Source organism: Kitasatospora sp. NPDC042419, from assembly GCF_056437345.1.
The window spans coordinates 129,665-149,039 of the sequence record NZ_JBWKAW010000018.1 but is presented as its reverse complement, the minus strand read 5'-3'; the positions used below and the strand labels follow the sequence as shown (position 1 = coordinate 149,039).

Below are 19,375 nucleotides of genomic sequence, written 5' to 3'. Positions count from 1 at the left end.
GAGAGAGGCAAGTGACTATGCGCGGAATCGGCATCATCGGACGGGCCCGGACCGGCAAGGACTCCGTGGCGACCCGGCTGGTGGAACGGCACGGCTTTCGGCGGGTGGCGCTCGCAGACCCTCTCAAGGAAATGGCCTACGACGTCAACCCCCTTGTCTCGTATGAGCCGTGCGGTATGGGGCACCTTCCCGTCCGCCTCCGTGAGGTGGTGGACCGGTGGGGGTGGGAGACGGCCAAGGACCGGTATCCCGAGGTCCGGCGCACGCTCCAACGCCTCGGCACCGAGGGTGTTCGGAAGCACGTCGGAGACTGGCACTGGGTATGGAAGATGTCGAACGCCCTCGGCGGTTCGGACGGCCCCGCGGTGGTGGTTCCTGACGTGCGCTTCGAGAACGAGGCGCGGGCCCTCCGCAACCGCGGATTCCTCCTAATCTATGTGGCCCGCCCGGGAGTTGGGATACGGGGAGTGCATTCCAGCGAGACGCTGAGCGCTGCCCTGTGCCACCGTGCCGTTCTGAACAATGGAAGTCTGACTGACCTTCACCACAAGGTGGACCAACTCATAAGCGAGGAACGCTAGATGACGATCCGACACCGTGTGATCGCGGCCCTCGGCGCAGTGCCGGCCGAGGCGTACAACCTACTGGCCGAGGAGTACGAGGAGATGCGGCACCGGGCCGAAGCGTACGGGGCATTCGACACCCCGGCTCCCGAGGCGTGCCCGACCGCGCAGCGCCTCCGGCGGGAGCATGCCGCAGGCGCCAGGGTCCGGAACGAGGTGCCCGGCTATTCGGACACGCTCCCGTCCATGAGCTAGGGTGGCCACACCGCCACCGACCAAGGGAGACACAGTGAAGTCCGGCACGTTCGTCTACATCCGCGAGGGCGACGAAAAGGACGCTTGGGGGGTCGTCCGGATGGTGAGTGATGGTGACTACCACGTGGCCATCGCGGACGGGCGGGATGTGCGCCTCTTTGAGCGGGGAGAGCTGCGGAAGCCCCGACAGGCCCCCGAGTGGTGGACCGGCTGATCCACTCTGCAAGTCACGGCCCGGCGCCCCTTTAGGGTGCCGGGCCTTTCTGTATTCGGACCCCGGGCAATCCCTCACGTGAGGGATTGCCCGGCTCGCGCGGCATGGCTAGACCCCTCGGGCCCCGACTTTCGTCGGGGCCCTTTTTCTTTTCGGCCTAAACTATTACTTAGCCTAACTAACATCTCATCACTCGAACAGTTCAACGTGCGGGCGGGGCCGCACCGGGCCATAGTGTGACTATGAGTGACGACACGGGGCCACGGTCTCGGCGGCCTCCGAGCGACCTGGAAAGAGCCATTCGAGGCCCGCAGGAAACCAATGTGGTCATGATGGTGGAGCACTCCGAGGATGGTGGCGGTACGTGGGTTACCACGCTCTCACCGTGGCCTGACGTACCGACGACGCCGGTTGAGTTCTGGATCGGCTCGCACGCCGAGCTGGCGCGCCACACGCGAACGGTCGTCAGCATGTCGGAGCGCATGTTCTGGATTCCCGGGGGACGGCGCGCGGTCCTGTTCCGGGTGGTGATGAGACACAAGGCGTCGGGCCGCCTGCTCGCCCTGATGGCGAGACAATGGGACCCCCTTGCCCGCAGGTATTGCACGGTGGGGGAGGACTACGTGGAGCCTCCGCCGAACGGCCAATCCTAAGCCGGCGGGCGGGCGCTGGCGGGCCCTCGGGGCACGACGGAACCCCGCCTCCCGGAGAGGGGAGACGGGGCTCCGAGGGGGCCGTCAGGGGCTCAGACGGTGTCGAACTCTCCGGCGCGCACGGCGTCCAGGAACGCCGACCATGCAGCGGGCTGGACTTCCAGGACGGGGCCCTGCCGGTCCTTGCTGTCCCGCACCGGAACAACGCCCTCGGTGATGGCGGACGCCGCCGACACCTCAACACACTCTCCGCCGTCGCCCTGGCTGTACGTGCTGGTTTTCCATTCGCGCGGGCGGCGCCAATCGACAGTCAGGCTGGGGGTGGTCACGTTCACTAGCTCCCTCATTGCGCGGCGGATCACTACGGCGGAATCCGCGCCGTTCAGTGCGGCCCGCCGAAGCCGATCATAGGCCCGGGAGTGTTCCGCCACCTTCCCCGCATCCGTGATAAAACGACCGCTCCCAAGGCTCTCCGCGTAGACCAGCGTCGAGCCGTTCGGGAGGCTCAACAGGTGGAACCCGCCGTTGCCCGTCCGCTCTCCCAACTCCCGCTGTGCGATGTGCACCTGAACGTTCGGGTACCTCTCGGAGACGTCCAGGAGGTGGGCGAGCTGGGCGTGCATGACCACGCGCCCGCCGACGTGCTGCCAGACCACGCCCTCATCCACTATGGCCACCAGCTCCGGCCCGTCGGGGTCGAGGAAGCGCGACTGTCGGAGCAGTCGCGCTTGAACGGTCTGCTCGATCTCGTCGGGGTCGTCGTCCGGGCTCAGATGCCGAACGAGCGCCCGTGCGTAGTCGGCCGTCTGGAGCAGACCCGGAATCCGCTCGGTGTGCAGACCCCTGATCCGGACTGCCTCCGCCTCCTTGAGAGCGTAGGTCCGGAACCAGTCCGGGTGATCAAGGATCGACCAGTCCACGTCGTCCCATAGCCGGGTGAGCTGTCCTCGGGTGCCCAACAGTTCGTCACATGACACCGCGTACGAGCGGGCGGGCCGGATTCGCAGCCCATCCACCTTGCGCACGTAACTGTCCGACACGTGCACCGCTTCGGCGAACGCGCCGGACGTGGCGTACCCCCCTGCCCGTCGCAAGTCCTTGAGAAGCCAAGCGAACGTTTCCGGCTTCACCTTCGTCGCTAGTGACTTACCTGCCATACGCGCAACCCCATTCGTGACGGTCCGTTTTTTCCCAGACGCAATGTCGCCAAGCCCTTACCCAGAGGAGTTGGGTGTATCACACCCCAACGTAAGGAGATGGCCCCCCATGGACATCGACCCTTCCCCCGTTGTCGTGGTGGCGTCCCCCCAGCGCCCTCCGGGTAAGCGGGCGAGCCCCGAGCTGGTGCTCGCCTGTCTGAGGGAGTATCAGGCGGCGACGGCGTCGGCGCGGCCGGACCCGTTCCAGTTCGCCCCCCTGGAGTGGGAGGAGGCGGCGCAGCGTGGACGGCCGTAGCTCTCTCGCGCCCCTCCCCCCTGCCCCCGACGCGTTCGGCGGAACGGGGCTGGAGTGCCCCGGGTGTGCGGCGATCGCAGCGGCGTCCAAGCAGTACCCGGCCGACACCCACCCGACGATCAACCGCCTGCTTGCCAAGCACCTCGAAGACGAGTGCGAGGTGATCCCTGATGAGTCGTGAACTCCCGCCGCCCCCCGCTGACCCGGCGCCGGACGAGGACGACGAGACCGCGCCCAAGCCCCGCCTTGAGCCGGTAGTTGAGTCGCTGACCCTACGACGCCTCCAGAGGGCAAGCCACGCCGTCAACGCTCGCCACCGGTGGGCGCAGAGCTTCATGTCCCCCAGCTAGCCGGGACATCCCCGGGCGTGGTCACGCACGCCCGGGGAGCTAGGCGCCGGCCGACCGGGCGGCGCCCCAACTGACGGGAGGAGCAAGGAAATGCCGAGCACGGAGACGCGTTCGCGCGGGGTTGAGCTGCTGATCGACGGTCCGTTCTACGCGTACGCGGAGGACATCACCAAGCGCGTGATGATGGCCAACCCGGTGTTCTCCAAGGAGTACGTCCGCAAGCTGGTCAAGTCCTGGGCGGACGTGGCCACGCTGGCGGTCGAGTACGACGCGGACCACCTGTTCGCCGTCACGCCGCACATGGCCGAGGTGACCAAGGCCGCCGAATCGCTGCCCCGAATGCTCGTCTCGTTCATGAGCGCCATCGGGAACGGGCGGTTCGTGCAGCGGGCGGCCCCGCAGGAACACGCGACGATCGAGGACCTGGTGCGGACCCGTCTCGCCCTGGTGACGCGCGGGTTCGGGGCGGACGTCGACGTGTGGGGGGTGGCATGAAGTCCTGGCACGTCCCCGTCTCGATCACCGTCACCCGGAACCCCCGGACCGGCAACATCGTCGCGGTGAGCTGTCCCCAGCGCGACTGTGCCCGGACGGTCCTGGTGGCCGATCACCGGCTGTCTCCTCACACGAGGAACGCGCTCGCCGCCGAACTGTCCTGGTGCCCCCTGGGCGGCACCGAAGTTCGAGACGGAGCACACCCCGGCCCCATGGACGACGTCGCGTGGCTGACGGCCCGTCTGGCGGACGGCAAGCGGGCGTGAGCGTGCTCCCTTGGCTGTGGCCGCCCCGCCGTCGCCCCCTCCGCCGCTACTCCTCCGGCCGTCCTCCCGACAGAGGGAAGCCGCCGGAAGCACACCCAACGCTAGAGAGAGTGCAGCATGCCGAACCCCCCGCTCGCGCACACGACGTGCGACCCGAGCGCCAACCGGGCCGAGGGCGTGGAAGTCCCGGTGCAGCAGACGGCGGACGATCTCCCCGCCCCGGCCGAGGAGGAGGACCAGGGCGCGAAGCTCGCGGCCCTCCTCATGGCAGGCATCACCGTGACCCCGGACCCGGACATCACCCCGGCGGGGATAGCTCAGTGCCTGGGCGCCGACTGCCCGCACGAGGATGACGACCGGTGCGACTGCCCCGACGAGGACGAGTGTTTGTGGGAGACCGGGGACGGGGAGGCCCTGCCCCCGGAACTACTTGCCCATGACATGGCCGCGCACGGCCGGGAGACGGGTCACGCCCGGTTCGTGCAGTACCTCGCCACTCACGTGACGGTGTCCACCGAGGACGCCGCCGGAACCGCCAGCACGACCACTCCCGAGGAGGAACCGTGAGCGAATACGACGAGTACCGCGAAGCCGCCGACAGGCCGAAGCCGAAGCACAAGCAAGAGTCCGGCTCCGGCGGGAAGCACAGCAAGCCGTCCGACAACCAGGCGTCGGGGGAGAACCCCGGGTGCATGGTCGTCGGCGCACCCGTCGTGGTCGGCATCGGGCTGGTCGCTACCCTGGTGGTCTCGGTGTGGCGCAGGGCCCGCTAGGACGCGCGAAGGTGGACGACGATATGGACGACCGGCAGCGACGCTTGGAGACCGCCTTGAGCGGGCTCTCGGCCGAGGAGTTCGAACGGGTCGCGCCGCGCGTCCGGGGCGCGGACATCGGCGCGGGGGTGGCTGAGGAGGAGTACTTGAGCTACCGGATCGCGGCGGCTCGGAAGGCCCTCGGACACCCTGAGCCGAAGATGGGCAAGGCGGCTTTCTGGGCGGTCGTGGTCATGGCTGTCGCGGTCGTCACGTGGCTGGCGGTCTACAACCTGGGGCAGTGACCTTCGCCCCCATACCGGCCCCGTCCGCGCGTCCCCCCCATGGCGCACGGGCGGGGCCTTTCGCATCTAGTGAACGGAAGATCGTGGGGAAGTTCGAGAAGATCCCTGAGCCGGTCGGCAAGGCTCGCGCCGATCTGATCGCCGCCTATGTCGCCGGGGCGAGCTTGAAGAAATTGGGGCGCCAAGCCGGGGTATCCGCCCCAACCATGAGCACGTGGTTCGACAGGTGGGGCGTCCTCAAGCGGAAGAGCAAGAGCAGTCGTCCGGCCACCCCGGAGTTCCACAGTCGCCTCCCTGAGCGGGAGCCGCCGGAGGTGGACCGAGCGCTTGTAGAGAAGCAGCATGCCGAAGGTGTGGGCCTGGGCGCGATCGCCAGAGAGCAGGGCGTGACGCCTCACCGCCTGCGGGCCCTGTACCGCACTTGGGGGCTGCACATCCGGAGTCCGAGCGAGGCCGCCGCCGCCCGATGGGAAGCCGAGAACCGAAAGCTCAACAGCTACCGCCATTTCCCGTAGTACCTGGTGCAACACGTAAGCCAGACAAGGGAAATGGAGCCCCGCGGCCCCGTCGGACCGAGTGCCGGCGGGGCCGTCGCCCGTCCGGGGGAGAGTTGGCGATTCCCGGACGGTGGGGGCGGGTTGGCCGTTAGCCTGCCCTCATGACCGACACGAGCGAAGCACTCGACCATTGGACCCCCGAGGCCGCATGGGGTGCCCTTGCGGAGGCGATGAACCGCCTGCAAGCCATGGGGGAGTTGGCGGATGACGTACCCATTCAGGGGCGGCGGGCGTGCGTCGAACAGCTCGGGGACGCCCTTGTGGTCACGGAGGACGGCACGGCGGACCCGGACCCCGAGCGCACGGAATGGGTGGTCGCGGGCAAGGACTACCACTACGGTTCGAGGGTGCTGGACGTCGTGACGGGGGTGATGGGCCGAGTCACCGCCGAGCAGCGGGTGAAGATCGACACGACCGTTCGGATCTACCTGGATCAGATGGCGACGGTTCCCGAGGGCACCCCGGCCTACGTCCCGTGCCCGAACCCGGAGTGTGGGCACACGGTTCACGTGCTCCCGAATGGGGGACTTCCCCGGCACCGGATCAAGGGCCTCGGGGACATGTGCCCGATGGGCGACCAGAGCGACAAGCCCGGGGGCCTGTGGCTGGCGGACACCGAGGAGTAGGCGCGCGAAAGGGCCCCGGTAGGCACTGTGCCTACCGGGGCCCCCGGCGTGGTGGGCGGGCCGCCGCTACTTCAAGACCGCAAGCGCGGCGTCGTAGTTGGGCTCTTGGCCGATCTCCTGGACAAGCTCGGAGTGAATGACCTTGTCGGTCTCGTCCAGCACCACCACGGCGCGGGCGGTGAGCCCGGTCATCGGGCCCTCGGCGATCTCGACGCCGTAGCTGTGGTGGAAGTCCTGGCCGCGCAGCGTGGACAGCGTCTTGACGTTCTCCAGACCCTCCGCACCGCAGAACCGGGCTTGCGCGAACGGCAGGTCGGCGGAGATGCAGAGCACCACCGCGTTCTCCAACCCGGCGGCCTGCGCGTTGAACGTGCGCACCGAGGTCGCGCACGTCGGGGTGTCGATGCTGGGGAAGATGTTCAGGACCTTGCGCTTGCCCGCGAAGTCCGACAGCGCCACGTCCGCGAGCCCTTCGCCGACCAGCGTGAACCCGGGCGCCTGGGCACCGGGCTGAGGCAGTACGCCGTTGAGCGGAATCGGGCTTCCCTTGAACGTGATGTGAGCCATCTGTGCTGCCTCCTGAGAGAGTGACTATTGCCGGTGGACAGTACGCCCTACGCGTGTGCTCCCGCAGCCCGTAAACTGGGAGGACGTTGCCGGAACTTCTCGAAGTTCCAGGAGACGTCCCCGGCCTGGCCCTCGGCGTCGGCGGTCCGGGTCAGCGCGGCGTACAGCGGGTGCCGGTCCTCGCCGTTCACGTCGGTCTTCTCGAACAGCGGGAAGGAGACGCCGTAGGTGGTGGAGCAGAAGGTCTGGATCTCCTCGGCGCTGCCCGGCTCCTGCCCGGCGAACTGGTTGGAGGGGAAGCCCAGCACGGTGAACCCGCGCTCGGCGTAGCGCTCCTGGAGCCGCTCCAGGCCCGCGTACTGCGGGGTCAGGCCGCACTTGGAGGCGACGTTGACGATCAGCAGCGCCTTGCCCTTGTAGTCGGCCAGCGAGGCGGCCTCGCCGGACAGCGTGCGCAGCGGGATGTCGTACAGGCTCACGGTGTGGTCCCCATTCTGAGGGTCTGCTTCCGAGGGTCTTCGGAGGCCGGTAGCGGGTTCGGCTCGTCCGGAACGGTAGCCGCTCCCGAACCCTCAACCGTCACCGGCCCGCGGGTGTTCCGGGAGCGGAGGTCAGGTGAGCCGCTCGGCGACGGGCCGGTCGGACACCGGGTGGGGCGCGGCGGCCGCGAGCCGCTCGGCGACGGCGCTGAAGTCGGCGCTGAGCCACCGCTCGGGCCGCATCCGGATGGCCACGTCGGCCACCAGCTGTTCGGAGGTGGCCGCCAGGTACGCCGGCGCGGTGTCGGGGGTCAGGTAGCGGTGGGCCATCGCGGCCCGTTCGTCCGGGTCCAGCCGGTCCTCGATCGCCACCACCGGCCCCTCGACGCTCACGTAGCGGCAGGGTGCCTCCTCCTGCTGGGCGCAGAGCGTGAACCGGCCGACGGCCCGGATCCGCCGGGCCTTGACGGAGTCCCGCCCGGTGAGCACGGTGACCAGTCCGCCGGGCCGGTAGGAGTACCAGACCGGGACGGCCAGCGGGGCGGCGGCCTGGTCGGCGCCGCCGACGGCGAGGACGCCGACGTGCACGGCGGCCAGGAACCGTTCGCGGTCGGCGCTGTTCATGGTGAAGGACACGGCGTGGGCCTCCCGGAGTGGGCGGGCCCGCGCGCCGAGGGCGCGCGGGGGTCCCTGATACGTGTCCTTGATACGTACCCGTACGGTATCCGTCCCGAACGCGGCCCGGACGCCGTCCCCCGTCCGTACGAGGCGGGCCCGGACGCGCGGGCGGACGAGCGGTGCGGACGCGCCCCGGACCCGCCGCGCCGGGTGCCCCGTGCGGCGGGACGGACCAGCCGGTGTGTGTGGGGATCGGTCGGCGGACGGACCGGCGGGCGGCCCGGACCGGCGGGAGGGACGGACCGGCCGGCGCAGGGACCGGCCGGGGAGGGGGTCAGGGCGACAGCGGCCGGATCGCCGTGGGGGCGTGGCCCGGGAGCGTGGCGACCTCCTCCCACTCCACCACCTTGTCGATGTCGGCGGCGGCCATCGAGATGTTGGTGACCCGCTCCAGGATCGCCTCGACCACGACCGGCACCCGGAACTCGGCCGCGAGCTTCTTGGCCTCCTCGAACGCCGGCAGCAGCCCCTCCGGCTCGGTGACCCGGATCGCCTTGCAGCCCAGGCCCTCGGCGACCTTGACGTGGTCCACGCCGTAGACGCCCAGCTCCGGGGAGTTGATGTTCTCGAACTCCAGCTTGACCTGGAAGTCGATGTCGAAGTTCCGCTGCGCCTGGCGGATCAGGCCCAGGTAGGAGTTGTTCACCAGGACGTGGACGTACGGGATCCGGTGCTGGGCGCCGACCGCCAGCTCCTCGACCATGAACTGGAAGTCGTAGTCGCCCGAGAGCGCCACGATCTGCCCCTCCGGGTCGGCGGTGGCCACGCCCAGCGCGGCCGGGATGGTCCAGCCGAGCGGCCCGGCCTGGCCGCAGTTGATCCAGTGGCGCGGCCGGTGGACGTGCAGCAGCTGGGCGCCGGCGATCTGCGAGAGGCCGATCGTCGTGACGTACCGGGTCTCCGGACCGAAGGCCCGGTTCATCTCCTCGTACACGCGCTGCGGCTTGAGCGGGACGTCGTCGAAGTGGGTGCGGCGCTGGAGCCGCGCCTTGCGCTCCTGGGTGGAGGCGGCCCAGGCGCCGCGGTCCTTGAGGGTGCCGGCGGCCTTGAGTTCCCGGGCGACCTCGACGAACAGCTCCAGTGCGGCCCCGGCGTCCGAGGCGATCCCGAGCGCGGGGGCGAAGATCCTGCCGATCTGGGTGGGTTCGACGTCGACGTGCACGAAGGTGCGGCCGGCGGTGTAGACGTCGAGGCCGCCGGTGTGCCGGTTGGCCCAGCGGTTGCCGATGCCGAGCACGAAGTCCGAGGCGAGGAAGTTCTCGTTGCCGTACCGGTGGGAGGTCTGCAGACCGACCATGCCGGCGTTCAGCGCGTGGTCGTCCGGGACGATGCCCCAGCCCATCAGGGTGGGCACCACGGGGACGCCGGTCAGCTCGGCGAACTCCAGCAGCAGGTCGGCGGCGTCGGCGTTGATCACGCCGCCGCCGGCCACGATCAGCGGCCGCTCGGACTGCTGGAGCAGCGCGATCGCCTTCTCGATCTGGGTGCGGTTGGCGGCCGGCTTGTAGACCGGCAGCGGCTGGTACGCCTCGGGGTCGAACTCGATCTCGGTGAGCTGGACGTCGATCGGCAGGTCGATCAGCACCGGGCCCGGGCGGCCCGAGCGCATCAGGTGGAAGGCCTGCTGGAAGACGCCGGGGACCTGTGCGGCCTCCAGGACGGTGGTGGCGGCCTTGGTCACCGGCTTGGCGATCGAGGAGATGTCGACCGCCTGGAAGTCCTCCTTGTGCAGGCGGGCGACCGGGGCCTGGCCGGTGATGCACAGGATCGGGATCGAGTCGGCGATGGCCGAGTAGAGGCCGGTGATCATGTCGGTGCCGGCCGGGCCGGACGTGCCGATGCAGACACCGATGTTCCCGGCCTTGGCCCGGGTGTAGCCCTCCGCCATGTGGGAGGCGCCCTCGACGTGGCGGGCCAGCGTGTGCCGGATCCCGCCGGAGGCCTTGAGGGCGGCGTAGAAGGGGTTGATCGCCGCACCCGGCACGCCGAACGCGACCTCAACGCCTTCGAGCTTGAGGATCTCCACGGCCGCGCGGGCGGCTGTCATACGAGGCATCGGACTTCTCCTGCGTCGGCCCGCAGGGAATCGGAGGGCTCATCTCCAGAATTCCACCATACGGAAGAACGGTTTCTTTATGCGGAAACAAAAGTATGGTGGGCCCCGGTGGGCGTCAAGGGGGATTCAACAGAATGTGGAAGGTGGCCCGCCGTCGCCGACCTCCCGGCCCCCGGTCGGCCGGCGCCCTGACCGACGCACCGGCCGACGCCCTGGTCGACGTCCCGGCCGCCGGCTCGGTCGGTGGCTCGGTCGCCGGCTCGACTGGTGGCTCGGGCAGGCTCTCCGGCGGCGTCCCGGCCGGGAACTCGGTCGCGTGCTCGATCGGCGAACGTACGTAGCCGTCCGAACCCCGGATTCCGGGCCGAAAGCGAGTCCGGTGTGCCGCCCACGTGAAGGGATGGTGAGCGAGGTTGGCCGATCCCGGGCCGCTGGGTACCGTCGGTGGCACGCCGGACCCGTCATGGTTGCCATGTTCAACTCGGGCCGCGGCAAGGGGGTTTGGGGCCGACTGGGGAGCGGGGGAGCTCCGGGGTTCGAGCCCCGTTCGCAGGACTTCGCAGGACGCTCAAGGTTGCGCAAGGACGTCTCGGGAGGCCCGGGCGGCTCGGGCCCGTGCCCGTCCGGTCCGCCCGCACCCGACCGGGCGACCCGCCCACCGTGACCGCATCGGCCCCGACCCGCCGCCCGCCACCGCCACCGCCCGGACCTCCTGGATCCCCGGTCCTCCTGGACCGCCGGGACACCCAGGACCGCCCGGATCCGTTCATGCCCGCCTCGGCCGGGCGCACCTCGGCCGGGTCCGCCCCGCGCGCCCCGGCCTCCCCGCGCTCTCCGGCTTCCCCGGTCGGCCCGCCCGCCCGGGCCGCCGCAGCGGTCGGGCCGTCCGGACCGCCCGCCCGTGCCGCCGTTCCGTCCTCCCAGCAGCAGCAGCGCGCCCGCCCGCGGCGGGCGTACGGAAGGAATCGCCCCATGCCCCGACGCCGCCACCCGTCCGAAGACCCGGCCGCCGGGACCACCCGCTCCGCCGCCGGGACCCTCCGCCCCCGCACCGGGACCCTCCGCCCCGTCGCCGCCCACCTCCCCCCGTGTGCCCGGGCGGTGGCCCGGTGAACGGACTGCCCCGCGGACGCAAGCGCCCGCCCGCCGGCCCGCGCCGCAAGGCCCCGCCCGGCCGGGCCCGCCCCCGCCGCCCGCTGCGCGGCCGGAGCCCGGCCGACGCGCTGCGAGCCGTGCCCTGGCGCTACGACCTGCCCGCCTCGCTGGTGGTCTTCCTGGTCGCGCTCCCGCTCTGCGTGGGCGTCGCCGTCGCCTCCGGCGTGCCCGCCGAACTCGGACTGGTCACCGGCATCGTCGGCGGCCTGGTGGTCGGCGTCCTCCCGGGCAGCAGCCTCCAGGTCAGCGGCCCGGCCGCCGGCCTGACCGTCCTCGTCTACGAGGCCGTCCAGCAGTACGGCGCCGCCGCCCTCGGGATGCTGGTGCTTCTCACCGGACTGCTCCAACTCGCCATGGGCGCCCTGCGGTTGGGGCGCTGGTTCCGCGCCATGTCGGCCTCGGTGGTGCACGGCATGCTGGCCGGCATCGGCCTCACGCTGCTCTTCGGCCAGCTCTACGCGCTCGCCGACCGCCGGGCCCCCGGCACCGGCCCGGAGAAGATCGCCGGCCTTCCCGCGCTGCTGCGCGACGCCGCGACCGGTGCCGCGAACCCCAGTGCGGTGGCGCTCGGCACGGCCACCCTGCTGGTGCTGGTCGCCTGGAAGTACCTGCCGGCCCGGATCGCCCGGGCGGTGCCCGCCCCGCTGGCCGCCGTCGGCCTCGCCGCCGCGGTGACGGCCGCCGCCGACCTGCCGGTGGCCCGGGTCCGGGTGGCCGGGCTGCTCGACGTGGTCCAGCTGCCCGACCGCGACGCCCTCGGGACCCTGGCCGGCACGGCGGGGGTCGGCACGATCCTCGCCTTCACCCTGATCGCCTCCGCCGAGACCCTGTTCAGCGCCGCGGCCGTGGACCGGATGCACCACGGTCCGCGCACCGACTACGACCGCGAACTCACCGCCCAGGGCGTCGGCAACACCCTCTGCGGGCTGCTCGGCGCGCTCCCGATGACGGCGGTGATCGTCCGCAGCGCCGCCAACGTCCAGGCCGGCGCCCGGACCAAGGCCTCCCGGGTGCTGCACGGCTGCTGGCTGCTGCTGTTCACCGCCCTGCTGCCCGGTGCGCTCGGCCTGGTCCCGCTCACCGCGCTGGCCGCCGTCCTGGTGCACGCGGGCGCCAAGCTGGTCCCGGCGCGGCGGATGGCCGCGCTCTGCCGCGACCACCGAGGCGAGGCGGCGGTGCTCGCCGTGACGGCCGTCTCGATCATCACCACCGACCTGTTCGAAGGGGTGCTGATCGGCATCGGCCTGGCCGTCGTGAAGTCGGCCTGGCAGACGTCCCACCTGCAGATCGGGGTGGAGGAGCTGCCGGCCGCCGCGGACGGCCCCGCCGAATCCCGGCTGCGGGTCCGGTTGAGCGGCAACGCGACCTTCCTGCGGCTGCCCCGGCTGCTCGACGCGCTGGAGCGGCTCCCGGCGGACCGCCCGGTCGAGCTGGACTGGTCGGGGCTGCGCCACCTCGACCACGCCTGCACGGTCGCGCTGACCACCTGGGCGGCGCAGCACCGCGCCCGCAGCTCGGCCCCCCTCGCGGTCGAACCGCCGCTGCCGACAGTGGTCTGACGGAGCGTCACAGCGGCGGCCCGGCACACGGTGGCCGGGCTGCCGCGGTGGGACGGGGTGCGGAGCCCGGGTAGCCGTGGAGCCGGGCCGGGCCGGTGCTACGCCTCGTCGAAGGTCCAGGTGAGCGCCACCTGTCCCTCCTCCGGCGCCGCGCCGGCGTGCCCGTACGTCGCCAGCGCCGCCGCGTTGTCCTGCTCCGTGATCGACCACATGCCGTAGCAGCCCCGTTCGCGCGCCAGGTCGGCGAGCGCCGCCACCAGGGCCCGTCCGATGCCGCGCCCGCGGAACGGCTCGTCCACGCCCAGCTCGTAGAGGAACATCTCGGTGCCCTTGTCCGGATGCGTCATCTCGACGCCGGTGACCATGCCCGCGGGCGCGCCGTCCGCGTAGGCGATCAGCAGGTGGTGGCGGTCGTCCGCCAGGAACCGCTCGGTCGCGCCGGGCAGCGGGGGATCATCGAAAAGGTGTCCGGCCGCCTCGACGGCCCCGGCCTGAGTGATGCGACGGATCTCCATGCGCGGATACTGTCAGGTTCCGCCAGGGGGCTCCGGCGCTTTTCTCCAGCCCGTCCCGATCGTCCGCCACCCGCCCCTCCTCCGCCCCCTCCTCCGCCCCCTCCTCCGTCCCCTCCTCCTCGACCTTTCTTGACCGATCGATCTGGAAAGGGCTACGGTTCAGTCATGGCGCGAACCAAGGAATTCGATCCCGACGCAGCGCTCCAGTCCGCTCTGGAGCTCTTCTGGCGGCGCGGCTACGAGGCCACCTCGATGGCCGACCTGGTCGACCACCTCGGGATCGCCCGCGCCAGCATCTACGCCACCTTCGGCAGCAAGCGCGAGCTCTACCTGCGGGCGCTGGAACGGTACGGGGAGCAGCAGAACCCGTTGCTGCTCTCCGAGCTGTCCCAGCCCGGTCCGGTGCTGCCGGCCGTCCGCGCGCTGGTTCGCCGGTTCGCCGGGGAGTCCGCCGCGGACGGTGACGGCGGGCCGCAGCGCGGTTGCTTCGTCACCAACACGGCGGTCGAACTGGCCCCGCACGACGAGGGCGCGGCCCGCCGGGTGGAGGCCAGTCTCGGCCACCTGGAGACGCTGCTGACCGCGGCCCTGGTCCGGGCGCGGGCCCAGGGTGAACTGCCCGAGGGGCGCGATCCGCAGGCGCTGGCGCGGCTGCTCCTGGTGCTGTTCCAGGGCATGCGTGTGATCGGCAAGGCCGGCGACGGCTCGGCGCGCCTGCGCGACGCCGCCGAGCAGGCGCTGGCACTGCTGGACTGACCGGGACGGGCCCGCGCTGCGCCGCCGCCGTTCCGATCCCTTCCCTTCCCTTCTTTTCCGATCCGTTCCGCCCCCACCCCGTTCGCTCCGCTGCGCCTTGCTCGGGCGGGTGCCCCGCCGCTTTCCCCCTGTTCCTCCCGAATGCTCTCGACTGCTGTCCTGATACTGAACCGAACGGTCGATTTAGACCACGATCTAGGAGTCCCAGCATGACCAGCACCACCACGCGCTTCGCCGACACCGCCGTCCTCGTCACCGGTGGCGGCAGCGGCATCGGCCGCGCCGTCGCCCTCGCCTTCGCCCGTGAGGGGGCCCGTGTCGCCGTCGCCGGACGGACCGCGAGCGCCCTCGCCGAGACGGTCGCCCGGATCGAGGCCGAGGGCGGCACCGCAGTGGCCCTGGTCGGCTCCGTGGCCGACGGCCAGGACGCCGCCCGGCTGGTCCGGGAGGCCGTCGAGCAGCTCGGCGGGCTGGACATCGCGGTCAACAACGCGGGCATACTCGGCGGCCTCGGCCCGGTCGCCGACGTCGCCGAGGAGGACTGGCAGCGGCTGATCGACACCAACCTCACCGGCACCTGGCTCGCGATGAAGCACCAGATCGCCCACCTGCGGGCCAACGGCGGCGGAGCCATCGTCAACATCGCCTCCAACCTGGGCGTCCACATGCGGCTGGAGGGCCTCGGCGCCTACGCGGTCTCCAAGGCCGCCGTCGCCGCCCTCACCCGCAGCGCCGCCCGCGACCACATCGCCGAAGGCGTCCGGATCAACCTGGTCAGCCCCGGCCCGATCGACACCGACATGTCCTCCCGGCCCGGTGAGACCGCCGCCGACAAGGCCGACCGGATGAAGGGCAACGTCCCCGTGGGCCGCGCCGGCGCCGTCGAGGAGGTCGCCGCGGCCGTCCTGCACCTGGCCTCCCCCGAGTCGGCCTACACCGTCGGCGCCGACCTCGTCCTCGACGGCGGCATCACCGCCTGAGGCACCACGACCCCGAACGGCCGGACCCCCACCCGGCCGTTCGGTCGTCCGCCCGTTCAGCCTTCCTACGGGCTTCCGGGCCTGCGGGCCTGCCGTTCTGTGGGCCTGCCGGCCTGCCGGCCTGTGGGCCTGTGCGGCTGGGGGCACGGGTGCCCGGCCTCCCGCCTACGCGGAGAGGGCCTCCTCGCCGGCCGGGGCACCGCTCGCGGCGGCGAGGTCGTCGAGCGAGAGCCCGAGGGCGAAGGCCAGGGCTGCGACGGTGAAGAAGGCGGGCGTCGGAGCGCGCCCCGTCTCGATCTTGCGGAGCGTCTCGGCCGAGACACCGGCGGCGGCCGCCACCTCGACCATGCTGCGCTCGCCACGCGCCTCGCGCAGCAGCGCGCCGAAGCGCTCGCCGCGCTCGCGCTCCCAAGGGGTCAGCGGAGTCCTCACCATGCCTCCGATGGTAGGCCAGCACCACCCCGGGAGACACCACCCCGGCCCGCCGCCCCAGCCCGCCGCCGCGTACCGCAGCCGTCTGCCCCCGCGTACCGCCGCCGTTCCGGGCGGGATCGGCCGAGCGCCGGTCTCCGAGCCCCGTCTCCGGGCCCCGGTCTCCGCGCGGCCGGCCCGCCGGTCGGCCGGTGCACCCCGTGTTCGAAAACCCGCATGCGGCGCCTCGGGCGGTTCTGGGATCATGCCCGGATGCCCCAGCATCTCGAATCCATGGTCATCCGGCACACGTACCGCCTCGCCGCTCCCGCCGGGCCCGCCGGACAGGGAGGCGCCGCGGCACGGCAGTTCGACGCCGCGCTGATGTCCGTGGGCTTCAAGCTCGCGGCCGATCTCCTGGAGCACCTGTCGGGGCTGGCCGAGGAGGCGGTCGTCGAAACCGCCGTGCGCACACTGGAAACCGTCCGCGAGATGACCGGCGACCACGTCCCGCACAACGCCTACTTCGTGGACTTCCCGGCCAACGTCCCGGACACGTTCGACTTCTGGACGCGGTGCATCGCCGAGGCACTCGCCGACGAAACGTCGCGCGAGAGCACGCTCGCCCGGCTGCGCACCGGCGTGGTCGACCTGCTGACCCTCCCCTCGTACGGCAACTACCGGCACACGTACGCCGAGTTGCTCGCCGCGCACGGCGAACTGATCGCCGCCGCAGGCGACCGCATGACGGTCCTGCACCTCGGCGCCGCCCTGGACGACGAGGTCACCGCCCTGTACCTCGCGCTGGCGGGCAGCACGACCCCGCTGGGGGAGGAGGCCCTGCGCGACCTCGGCGCACTCGCCGGGCTCTGCGTCGGCGGCCCCCAGCCCGAGGCCGTCCCGGTGCGGGAGACCCGAGCCGTCGTCAACCGCGCCCGCCTCGATGCCGGCGCCGACCTCCTGCTGGACACCGTCACCGATGTGCTCCGCCTGGCCTGCGCGTTGTCGGACGGCGACGTGACCCTCGTGGCACCGACCCGGTTCCGGGCGCTGTCCCGGCCGACCCGCCGGGCCCTGCTCGCCGGCCTCGACTCCGTGGTCGCGGCGGCCCCCGCCAAGCTCGCCGACGTCACCGCGCACCGCGAGGCGTTCAAGCGCCTCGGTGAGCGCCTCCACCCGCACGAGTACCCGCGCTGGCCGCACGCCGCCGACGTGTTCGCCGTCGCCCGCGGCGAGAAGCGGGCCCAGTCGGTCGGAAGCCGCGTCGAGGAGCTGCTCGGCGCGAAGGACGTCACCGGGGCCGCGCGGCTGCTCACGGCCGCCCCGGGCAGGCTGTTCCGCTCCCTGGACCGGCTGCTGCGCGCCTGCGGCACCCAGGACGAGCGCGACGCCGTCGTGGCCGCCGCCGAGCAGGTCGCCCCACGGGTCTCCGGCAGGGTCCTGCTGTCGGTCCGTGAGCACTTCCACAACCGGACGGGGGAGACGGTCGAGCGCCGCGTCTTCGTCAACCGCCTCGGCCGCGCCTGGGTGGCCACCGACACCCGCCCACCGGTGCTGCCGCCCGAGTGCGAGCGCCTGATCGCCGTCCTCGACGCCGAGACGCGCCGTCGCCTCCCGGAGCCGGGGCACCTGCTGATCGACCCGGACGTCCTCGACGTCGCCCTCCCGCTCAGCGGCAGGGCGACGGCCGCCGGGCTCGGCGTGCTGCCCCGCGGCTCCCTCTCCCCGGTCGACGGCGAACTGCTGCGGTTCTTCGTCCACTGGAAGCAGACCGGTCGCAGCACCGACTTCGACCTGTCGGCGCTGATGCTGGACGCCTCGTACGAGACCGTCTGCTGGCTGTCGTACACCGAGCTCACGCAGGTCGAGGGCGAGCACTCGGGCGACATCACGGACGCGACCGACGGTGCCTCCGAGTTCATCAACCTGCGTCTGGGCGCCGTGCGCGGCGACTTCATCGTCCCGCAGGTCAACATCTACTCGGGGGAGGGCTTCGAGGAGGTCGAGGAGTCGTTGTTCGGCTTCATGCTGCGCGACGGCGAACAGCAGGGCCGTCCCTTCGAGGCGCGCACCGTGCGCATGAAGTCGGAACTGCGGGGCCCGGCCAGGGTCGCGCTGCCGCTGGCCTTCCTGCGCGGGACCGACGGCACGTGGCGCGCCAAGTGGCTGCACCTCTACCTGAAGGGCGACCCGGACTCCAACCAGGTCGAGGGCAACCGGGTCTCGGTCGCGACGCTGGTGCGCGGCATCGTCGAGCGCGACTACCTCACGGTCCGGTACCTCACCGACCTGATGGGCGCCTCCGCCACCGCCACCACCCGGTGGGACGGCACGACGGTCCCGGACGGCCCGGTCACGTACATCGGCCTGGAGCGCCCGGAGGGACTGCACCCGGATTCCCTGATCGTCACCCCGGCGAATCTGCGCGACCTGATCCCCGGCTGACTGCTACGGTAGGCCCCGGCGAGGCCATGGGGAGACTTCCTTCTCTCATCCCTAGAACTAGTCCCTCCGCTTTCCTCGCCCCCGACGTCACGCCGGGGTGCCGCACGGCACCCCGGCGTCGTCGTTTCCCGCGGGACCCGTGCGCCAGGGACCGCGAGCGCCCGGTCCTCGTACGGCCGGTACGACCTCGGCGGCGCGGGGGGCAGTGCTGGGGGCAGCGCCGGGCGGCCACCTGTCCGATGGGCCTTCACCGGCGATGCCGCCGTGGCCCGCTGACCCGACCTGCCGGTCCGACCTGCCGGTCCGGCCTGCTGGTCCGACCTGCTGGTCCGACCTGCCGGTTCGGCCGGCCCGCCTGTTCAGCGGACGGCGACCAGGACGCCGTCGTCTCCGCACTGCCAGACGGTGGAGGCATGCGTGGAGCCGGCCTCGCGAAGGAGGCGGATCTGCTCGGCGGTCGTCAGATCGTGGGGCTCGGTGAAGGTGCGGGACGCGATCGGCGAACGGGCACGGGCCTCGGCGAGGGGGCCGAGCTCCGGGGCCGACAGGACGGACTTCCACCAGCCGTCCCAGTCCTCGCTGCCACGGCGTCCAGTCCGGTGGGCCCGCCGCGCGCGCAGATGGCGGGCGAGTTCGAGGAGGGCGGGGGCGGCGGTGGGGGGCCGGTTGTCGGCGTCGACCAGGATCCCCCCGGGTCGCAGGCGGCCGGCCAGGGTGCGGTACAGCGCGCCGAGTTCGTCGGGGGTGAGCCAGTGGAGGGCGGTGGAGGACACCGCCGCGTCCCAGGAGGCGGGCGGCCCGATCTCGTCGGCCCACCCGGGCGCGGTGAGGTCGCGGGCGAGGAGCCGGGTGCCCGTGTCGGCGACGGCCTCCTCGGCGAGGCCCAGGAGAAGGGGGTCGGCGTCCACGCCGACGACGTCGGCGTGCGGGAAGGCGCGGGCGAGGCGGGCGGTGAGCGACCCGGTGCCGCAGCCCAGGTCCACCAGGCGGGGGCGGGGCGCATCGCTGCCTTCGAGCAACCAGCCGACGGTGTCGACGACCACCTCGAAGCGTTCGTCCCGGTCGGGGCTGTAGCGCTCCTGCTGCCGGTCCCATCGCCGCAGCCAGGTGCGGGCGGTCTCACCGAGCACGTTCACCTCTTCCGGTCGAGGGGCGCGCTGCCCGGCGTCGGTACCGCAGCCGGACGCGCTCTCGCAGGGCGTACCCCGCCTGTCGGACACGCGACCCGAGGCGCGACCCGACGGTGTCCGGTGAAAGACGACAGTGACAGACGGGACCGGTCT

General features: G+C 72.0%; 24 protein-coding genes. 16 read left to right on the top strand and 8 right to left on the bottom strand.

The genetic code is table 11. The features are described from left to right. Positions 1-17: 17 nt before the first annotated feature. Genes AC067J_RS28760 through AC067J_RS28750 form a run of 3 tightly spaced genes read left to right on the top strand, consistent with a single transcriptional unit; the run spans position 18 to position 1,032 of the window. Positions 18-581 (top strand): deoxynucleotide monophosphate kinase family protein, encoded by a 564-nt coding sequence (locus tag AC067J_RS28760; protein ID WP_478304002.1) that lies wholly within the window; start codon positions 18-20, stop codon positions 579-581. After that, positions 582-818 carry a hypothetical protein gene (locus AC067J_RS28755; protein ID WP_478304000.1) on the top strand — a complete coding sequence of 79 codons (237 nt, stop codon included), beginning with the start codon at positions 582-584 and terminating at the stop codon, positions 816-818. A 34-nt stretch (positions 819-852) separates the two neighbouring features. Beyond that, positions 853-1,032, top strand: a complete 180-nt coding sequence (locus tag AC067J_RS28750; protein WP_478303998.1) for a hypothetical protein — start codon at positions 853-855, stop codon at positions 1,030-1,032. A 745-nt stretch (positions 1,033-1,777) separates the two neighbouring features. On the opposite strand, the gene AC067J_RS28745 is transcribed toward AC067J_RS28750, so the two are convergent. Further along, positions 1,778-2,842, bottom strand: a complete 1,065-nt coding sequence (locus tag AC067J_RS28745) for a Scr1 family TA system antitoxin-like transcriptional regulator (RefSeq protein ID WP_478303996.1) — start codon at positions 2,840-2,842, stop codon at positions 1,778-1,780. Positions 2,843-3,126: 284 nt separating this feature from the next. Between AC067J_RS28745 and AC067J_RS28740 the strand changes: the two genes are divergently transcribed. The 8 genes from AC067J_RS28740 (at position 3,127) to AC067J_RS28705 (ending at position 6,491) form a co-directional block, all read left to right on the top strand. Continuing rightward, entirely contained in the window at positions 3,127-3,321 is a 195-nt protein-coding gene (locus AC067J_RS28740) for a hypothetical protein (RefSeq protein WP_478303995.1), read from the top strand. Positions 3,322-3,580: 259 nt separating this feature from the next. After that, entirely contained in the window at positions 3,581-3,985 is a 405-nt protein-coding gene (locus tag AC067J_RS28735; RefSeq protein ID WP_478303994.1) for a hypothetical protein, read from the top strand. Further along, positions 3,982-4,251, top strand: a complete 270-nt coding sequence (locus tag AC067J_RS28730) for a hypothetical protein (protein WP_478303993.1) — start codon at positions 3,982-3,984, stop codon at positions 4,249-4,251. The genes AC067J_RS28735 and AC067J_RS28730 overlap by 4 nt, the downstream gene beginning before the upstream one ends. A gap of 117 nt (positions 4,252-4,368) precedes the next feature. After that, positions 4,369-4,818: a hypothetical protein gene (locus AC067J_RS28725; protein ID WP_478303991.1), complete on the top strand. Its 450-nt coding sequence runs from the start codon at positions 4,369-4,371 to the stop codon at positions 4,816-4,818. Next, positions 4,815-5,024, top strand: coding sequence for a hypothetical protein (locus AC067J_RS28720; RefSeq protein ID WP_478303989.1), 210 nt, complete (start codon positions 4,815-4,817; stop codon positions 5,022-5,024). The genes AC067J_RS28725 and AC067J_RS28720 overlap by 4 nt, the downstream gene beginning before the upstream one ends. Before the next feature lie 11 nt (positions 5,025-5,035). Further along, entirely contained in the window at positions 5,036-5,308 is a 273-nt protein-coding gene (locus AC067J_RS28715; RefSeq protein ID WP_478303988.1) for a hypothetical protein, read from the top strand. 83 nt (positions 5,309-5,391) lie between these two features. Continuing rightward, the gene (locus AC067J_RS28710) at positions 5,392-5,823 is read left to right on the top strand and encodes a hypothetical protein (RefSeq protein WP_478303987.1); all 432 of its coding nucleotides are present in this window, start codon (positions 5,392-5,394) and stop codon (positions 5,821-5,823) included. Positions 5,824-5,966: 143 nt separating this feature from the next. Next, the gene (locus AC067J_RS28705; RefSeq protein WP_478303985.1) at positions 5,967-6,491 is read left to right on the top strand and encodes a hypothetical protein; all 525 of its coding nucleotides are present in this window, start codon (positions 5,967-5,969) and stop codon (positions 6,489-6,491) included. A gap of 66 nt (positions 6,492-6,557) precedes the next feature. Here AC067J_RS28705 and tpx read toward each other — a convergent pair whose 3' ends face one another. From tpx to gcl, 4 genes are all read right to left on the bottom strand, one after another. Then, positions 6,558-7,058 (bottom strand): thiol peroxidase, encoded by a 501-nt coding sequence (gene tpx, locus AC067J_RS28700; RefSeq protein WP_478303983.1) that lies wholly within the window; start codon positions 7,056-7,058, stop codon positions 6,558-6,560. 47 nt (positions 7,059-7,105) lie between these two features. Continuing rightward, positions 7,106-7,537, bottom strand: coding sequence for a glutathione peroxidase (locus AC067J_RS28695; protein ID WP_478303981.1), 432 nt, complete (start codon positions 7,535-7,537; stop codon positions 7,106-7,108). Positions 7,538-7,669: 132 nt separating this feature from the next. Further along, on the bottom strand, positions 7,670-8,173 hold the full coding sequence (locus tag AC067J_RS28690) for a pyridoxamine 5'-phosphate oxidase family protein (protein WP_478303980.1): 504 nt from the start codon (positions 8,171-8,173) through the stop codon (positions 7,670-7,672). A 316-nt stretch (positions 8,174-8,489) separates the two neighbouring features. Beyond that, on the bottom strand, positions 8,490-10,271 hold the full coding sequence (gene gcl / locus AC067J_RS28685) for a glyoxylate carboligase (protein WP_478303978.1): 1,782 nt from the start codon (positions 10,269-10,271) through the stop codon (positions 8,490-8,492). A 143-nt stretch (positions 10,272-10,414) separates the two neighbouring features. Here gcl and AC067J_RS28680 point away from each other — a divergent pair, with 143 nt between their 5' ends. Beyond that, positions 10,415-10,612 carry a hypothetical protein gene (locus AC067J_RS28680; RefSeq protein ID WP_478303976.1) on the top strand — a complete coding sequence of 66 codons (198 nt, stop codon included), beginning with the start codon at positions 10,415-10,417 and terminating at the stop codon, positions 10,610-10,612. 855 nt (positions 10,613-11,467) lie between these two features. Next, entirely contained in the window at positions 11,468-12,985 is a 1,518-nt protein-coding gene (locus AC067J_RS28675; protein WP_478304119.1) for a SulP family inorganic anion transporter, read from the top strand. A 98-nt stretch (positions 12,986-13,083) separates the two neighbouring features. On the opposite strand, the gene AC067J_RS28670 is transcribed toward AC067J_RS28675, so the two are convergent. Beyond that, on the bottom strand, positions 13,084-13,500 hold the full coding sequence (locus AC067J_RS28670) for a GNAT family N-acetyltransferase (protein ID WP_478303975.1): 417 nt from the start codon (positions 13,498-13,500) through the stop codon (positions 13,084-13,086). A gap of 165 nt (positions 13,501-13,665) precedes the next feature. On the opposite strand from AC067J_RS28670, the gene AC067J_RS28665 reads away from it, so the two are divergent. After that, positions 13,666-14,256: a TetR/AcrR family transcriptional regulator gene (locus tag AC067J_RS28665; RefSeq protein ID WP_478303973.1), complete on the top strand. Its 591-nt coding sequence runs from the start codon at positions 13,666-13,668 to the stop codon at positions 14,254-14,256. 209 nt (positions 14,257-14,465) lie between these two features. Beyond that, positions 14,466-15,236 carry an SDR family NAD(P)-dependent oxidoreductase gene (locus AC067J_RS28660; RefSeq protein ID WP_478303972.1) on the top strand — a complete coding sequence of 257 codons (771 nt, stop codon included), beginning with the start codon at positions 14,466-14,468 and terminating at the stop codon, positions 15,234-15,236. Positions 15,237-15,401: 165 nt separating this feature from the next. Here the strand turns inward: AC067J_RS28660 and AC067J_RS28655 are convergent, their stop codons facing one another. Beyond that, entirely contained in the window at positions 15,402-15,671 is a 270-nt protein-coding gene (locus AC067J_RS28655; protein WP_478303970.1) for a helix-turn-helix domain-containing protein, read from the bottom strand. 249 nt (positions 15,672-15,920) lie between these two features. On the opposite strand from AC067J_RS28655, the gene AC067J_RS28650 reads away from it, so the two are divergent. After that, positions 15,921-18,092, top strand: coding sequence for a TerD family protein (locus AC067J_RS28650; RefSeq protein WP_478303968.1), 2,172 nt, complete (start codon positions 15,921-15,923; stop codon positions 18,090-18,092). 359 nt (positions 18,093-18,451) lie between these two features. On the opposite strand, the gene AC067J_RS28645 is transcribed toward AC067J_RS28650, so the two are convergent. After that, positions 18,452-19,222 (bottom strand): class I SAM-dependent methyltransferase, encoded by a 771-nt coding sequence (locus AC067J_RS28645; protein ID WP_478303967.1) that lies wholly within the window; start codon positions 19,220-19,222, stop codon positions 18,452-18,454. Positions 19,223-19,375 lie beyond the last annotated feature (153 nt).

Coding starts and splice junctions, on each gene's coding strand:
- AC067J_RS28760 (WP_478304002.1), top strand. CDS start 18: ATGCGCGGAATCGGCATCATCGGACGGGCCCGGACCGGCAAGGACTCC.
- AC067J_RS28755 (WP_478304000.1), top strand. CDS start 582: ATGACGATCCGACACCGTGTGATCGCGGCCCTCGGCGCAGTGCCGGCC.
- AC067J_RS28745 (WP_478303996.1), bottom strand. CDS start 2,842: ATGGCAGGTAAGTCACTAGCGACGAAGGTGAAGCCGGAAACGTTCGCT.
- AC067J_RS28735 (WP_478303994.1), top strand. CDS start 3,581: ATGCCGAGCACGGAGACGCGTTCGCGCGGGGTTGAGCTGCTGATCGAC.
- AC067J_RS28730 (WP_478303993.1), top strand. CDS start 3,982: ATGAAGTCCTGGCACGTCCCCGTCTCGATCACCGTCACCCGGAACCCC.
- AC067J_RS28725 (WP_478303991.1), top strand. CDS start 4,369: ATGCCGAACCCCCCGCTCGCGCACACGACGTGCGACCCGAGCGCCAAC.
- AC067J_RS28705 (WP_478303985.1), top strand. CDS start 5,967: ATGACCGACACGAGCGAAGCACTCGACCATTGGACCCCCGAGGCCGCA.
- tpx (WP_478303983.1), bottom strand. CDS start 7,058: ATGGCTCACATCACGTTCAAGGGAAGCCCGATTCCGCTCAACGGCGTA.
- gcl (WP_478303978.1), bottom strand. CDS start 10,271: ATGCCTCGTATGACAGCCGCCCGCGCGGCCGTGGAGATCCTCAAGCTC.
- AC067J_RS28670 (WP_478303975.1), bottom strand. CDS start 13,500: ATGGAGATCCGTCGCATCACTCAGGCCGGGGCCGTCGAGGCGGCCGGA.
- AC067J_RS28665 (WP_478303973.1), top strand. CDS start 13,666: ATGGCGCGAACCAAGGAATTCGATCCCGACGCAGCGCTCCAGTCCGCT.
- AC067J_RS28660 (WP_478303972.1), top strand. CDS start 14,466: ATGACCAGCACCACCACGCGCTTCGCCGACACCGCCGTCCTCGTCACC.
- AC067J_RS28655 (WP_478303970.1), bottom strand. CDS start 15,671: ATGGTGAGGACTCCGCTGACCCCTTGGGAGCGCGAGCGCGGCGAGCGC.
- AC067J_RS28650 (WP_478303968.1), top strand. CDS start 15,921: ATGCCCCAGCATCTCGAATCCATGGTCATCCGGCACACGTACCGCCTC.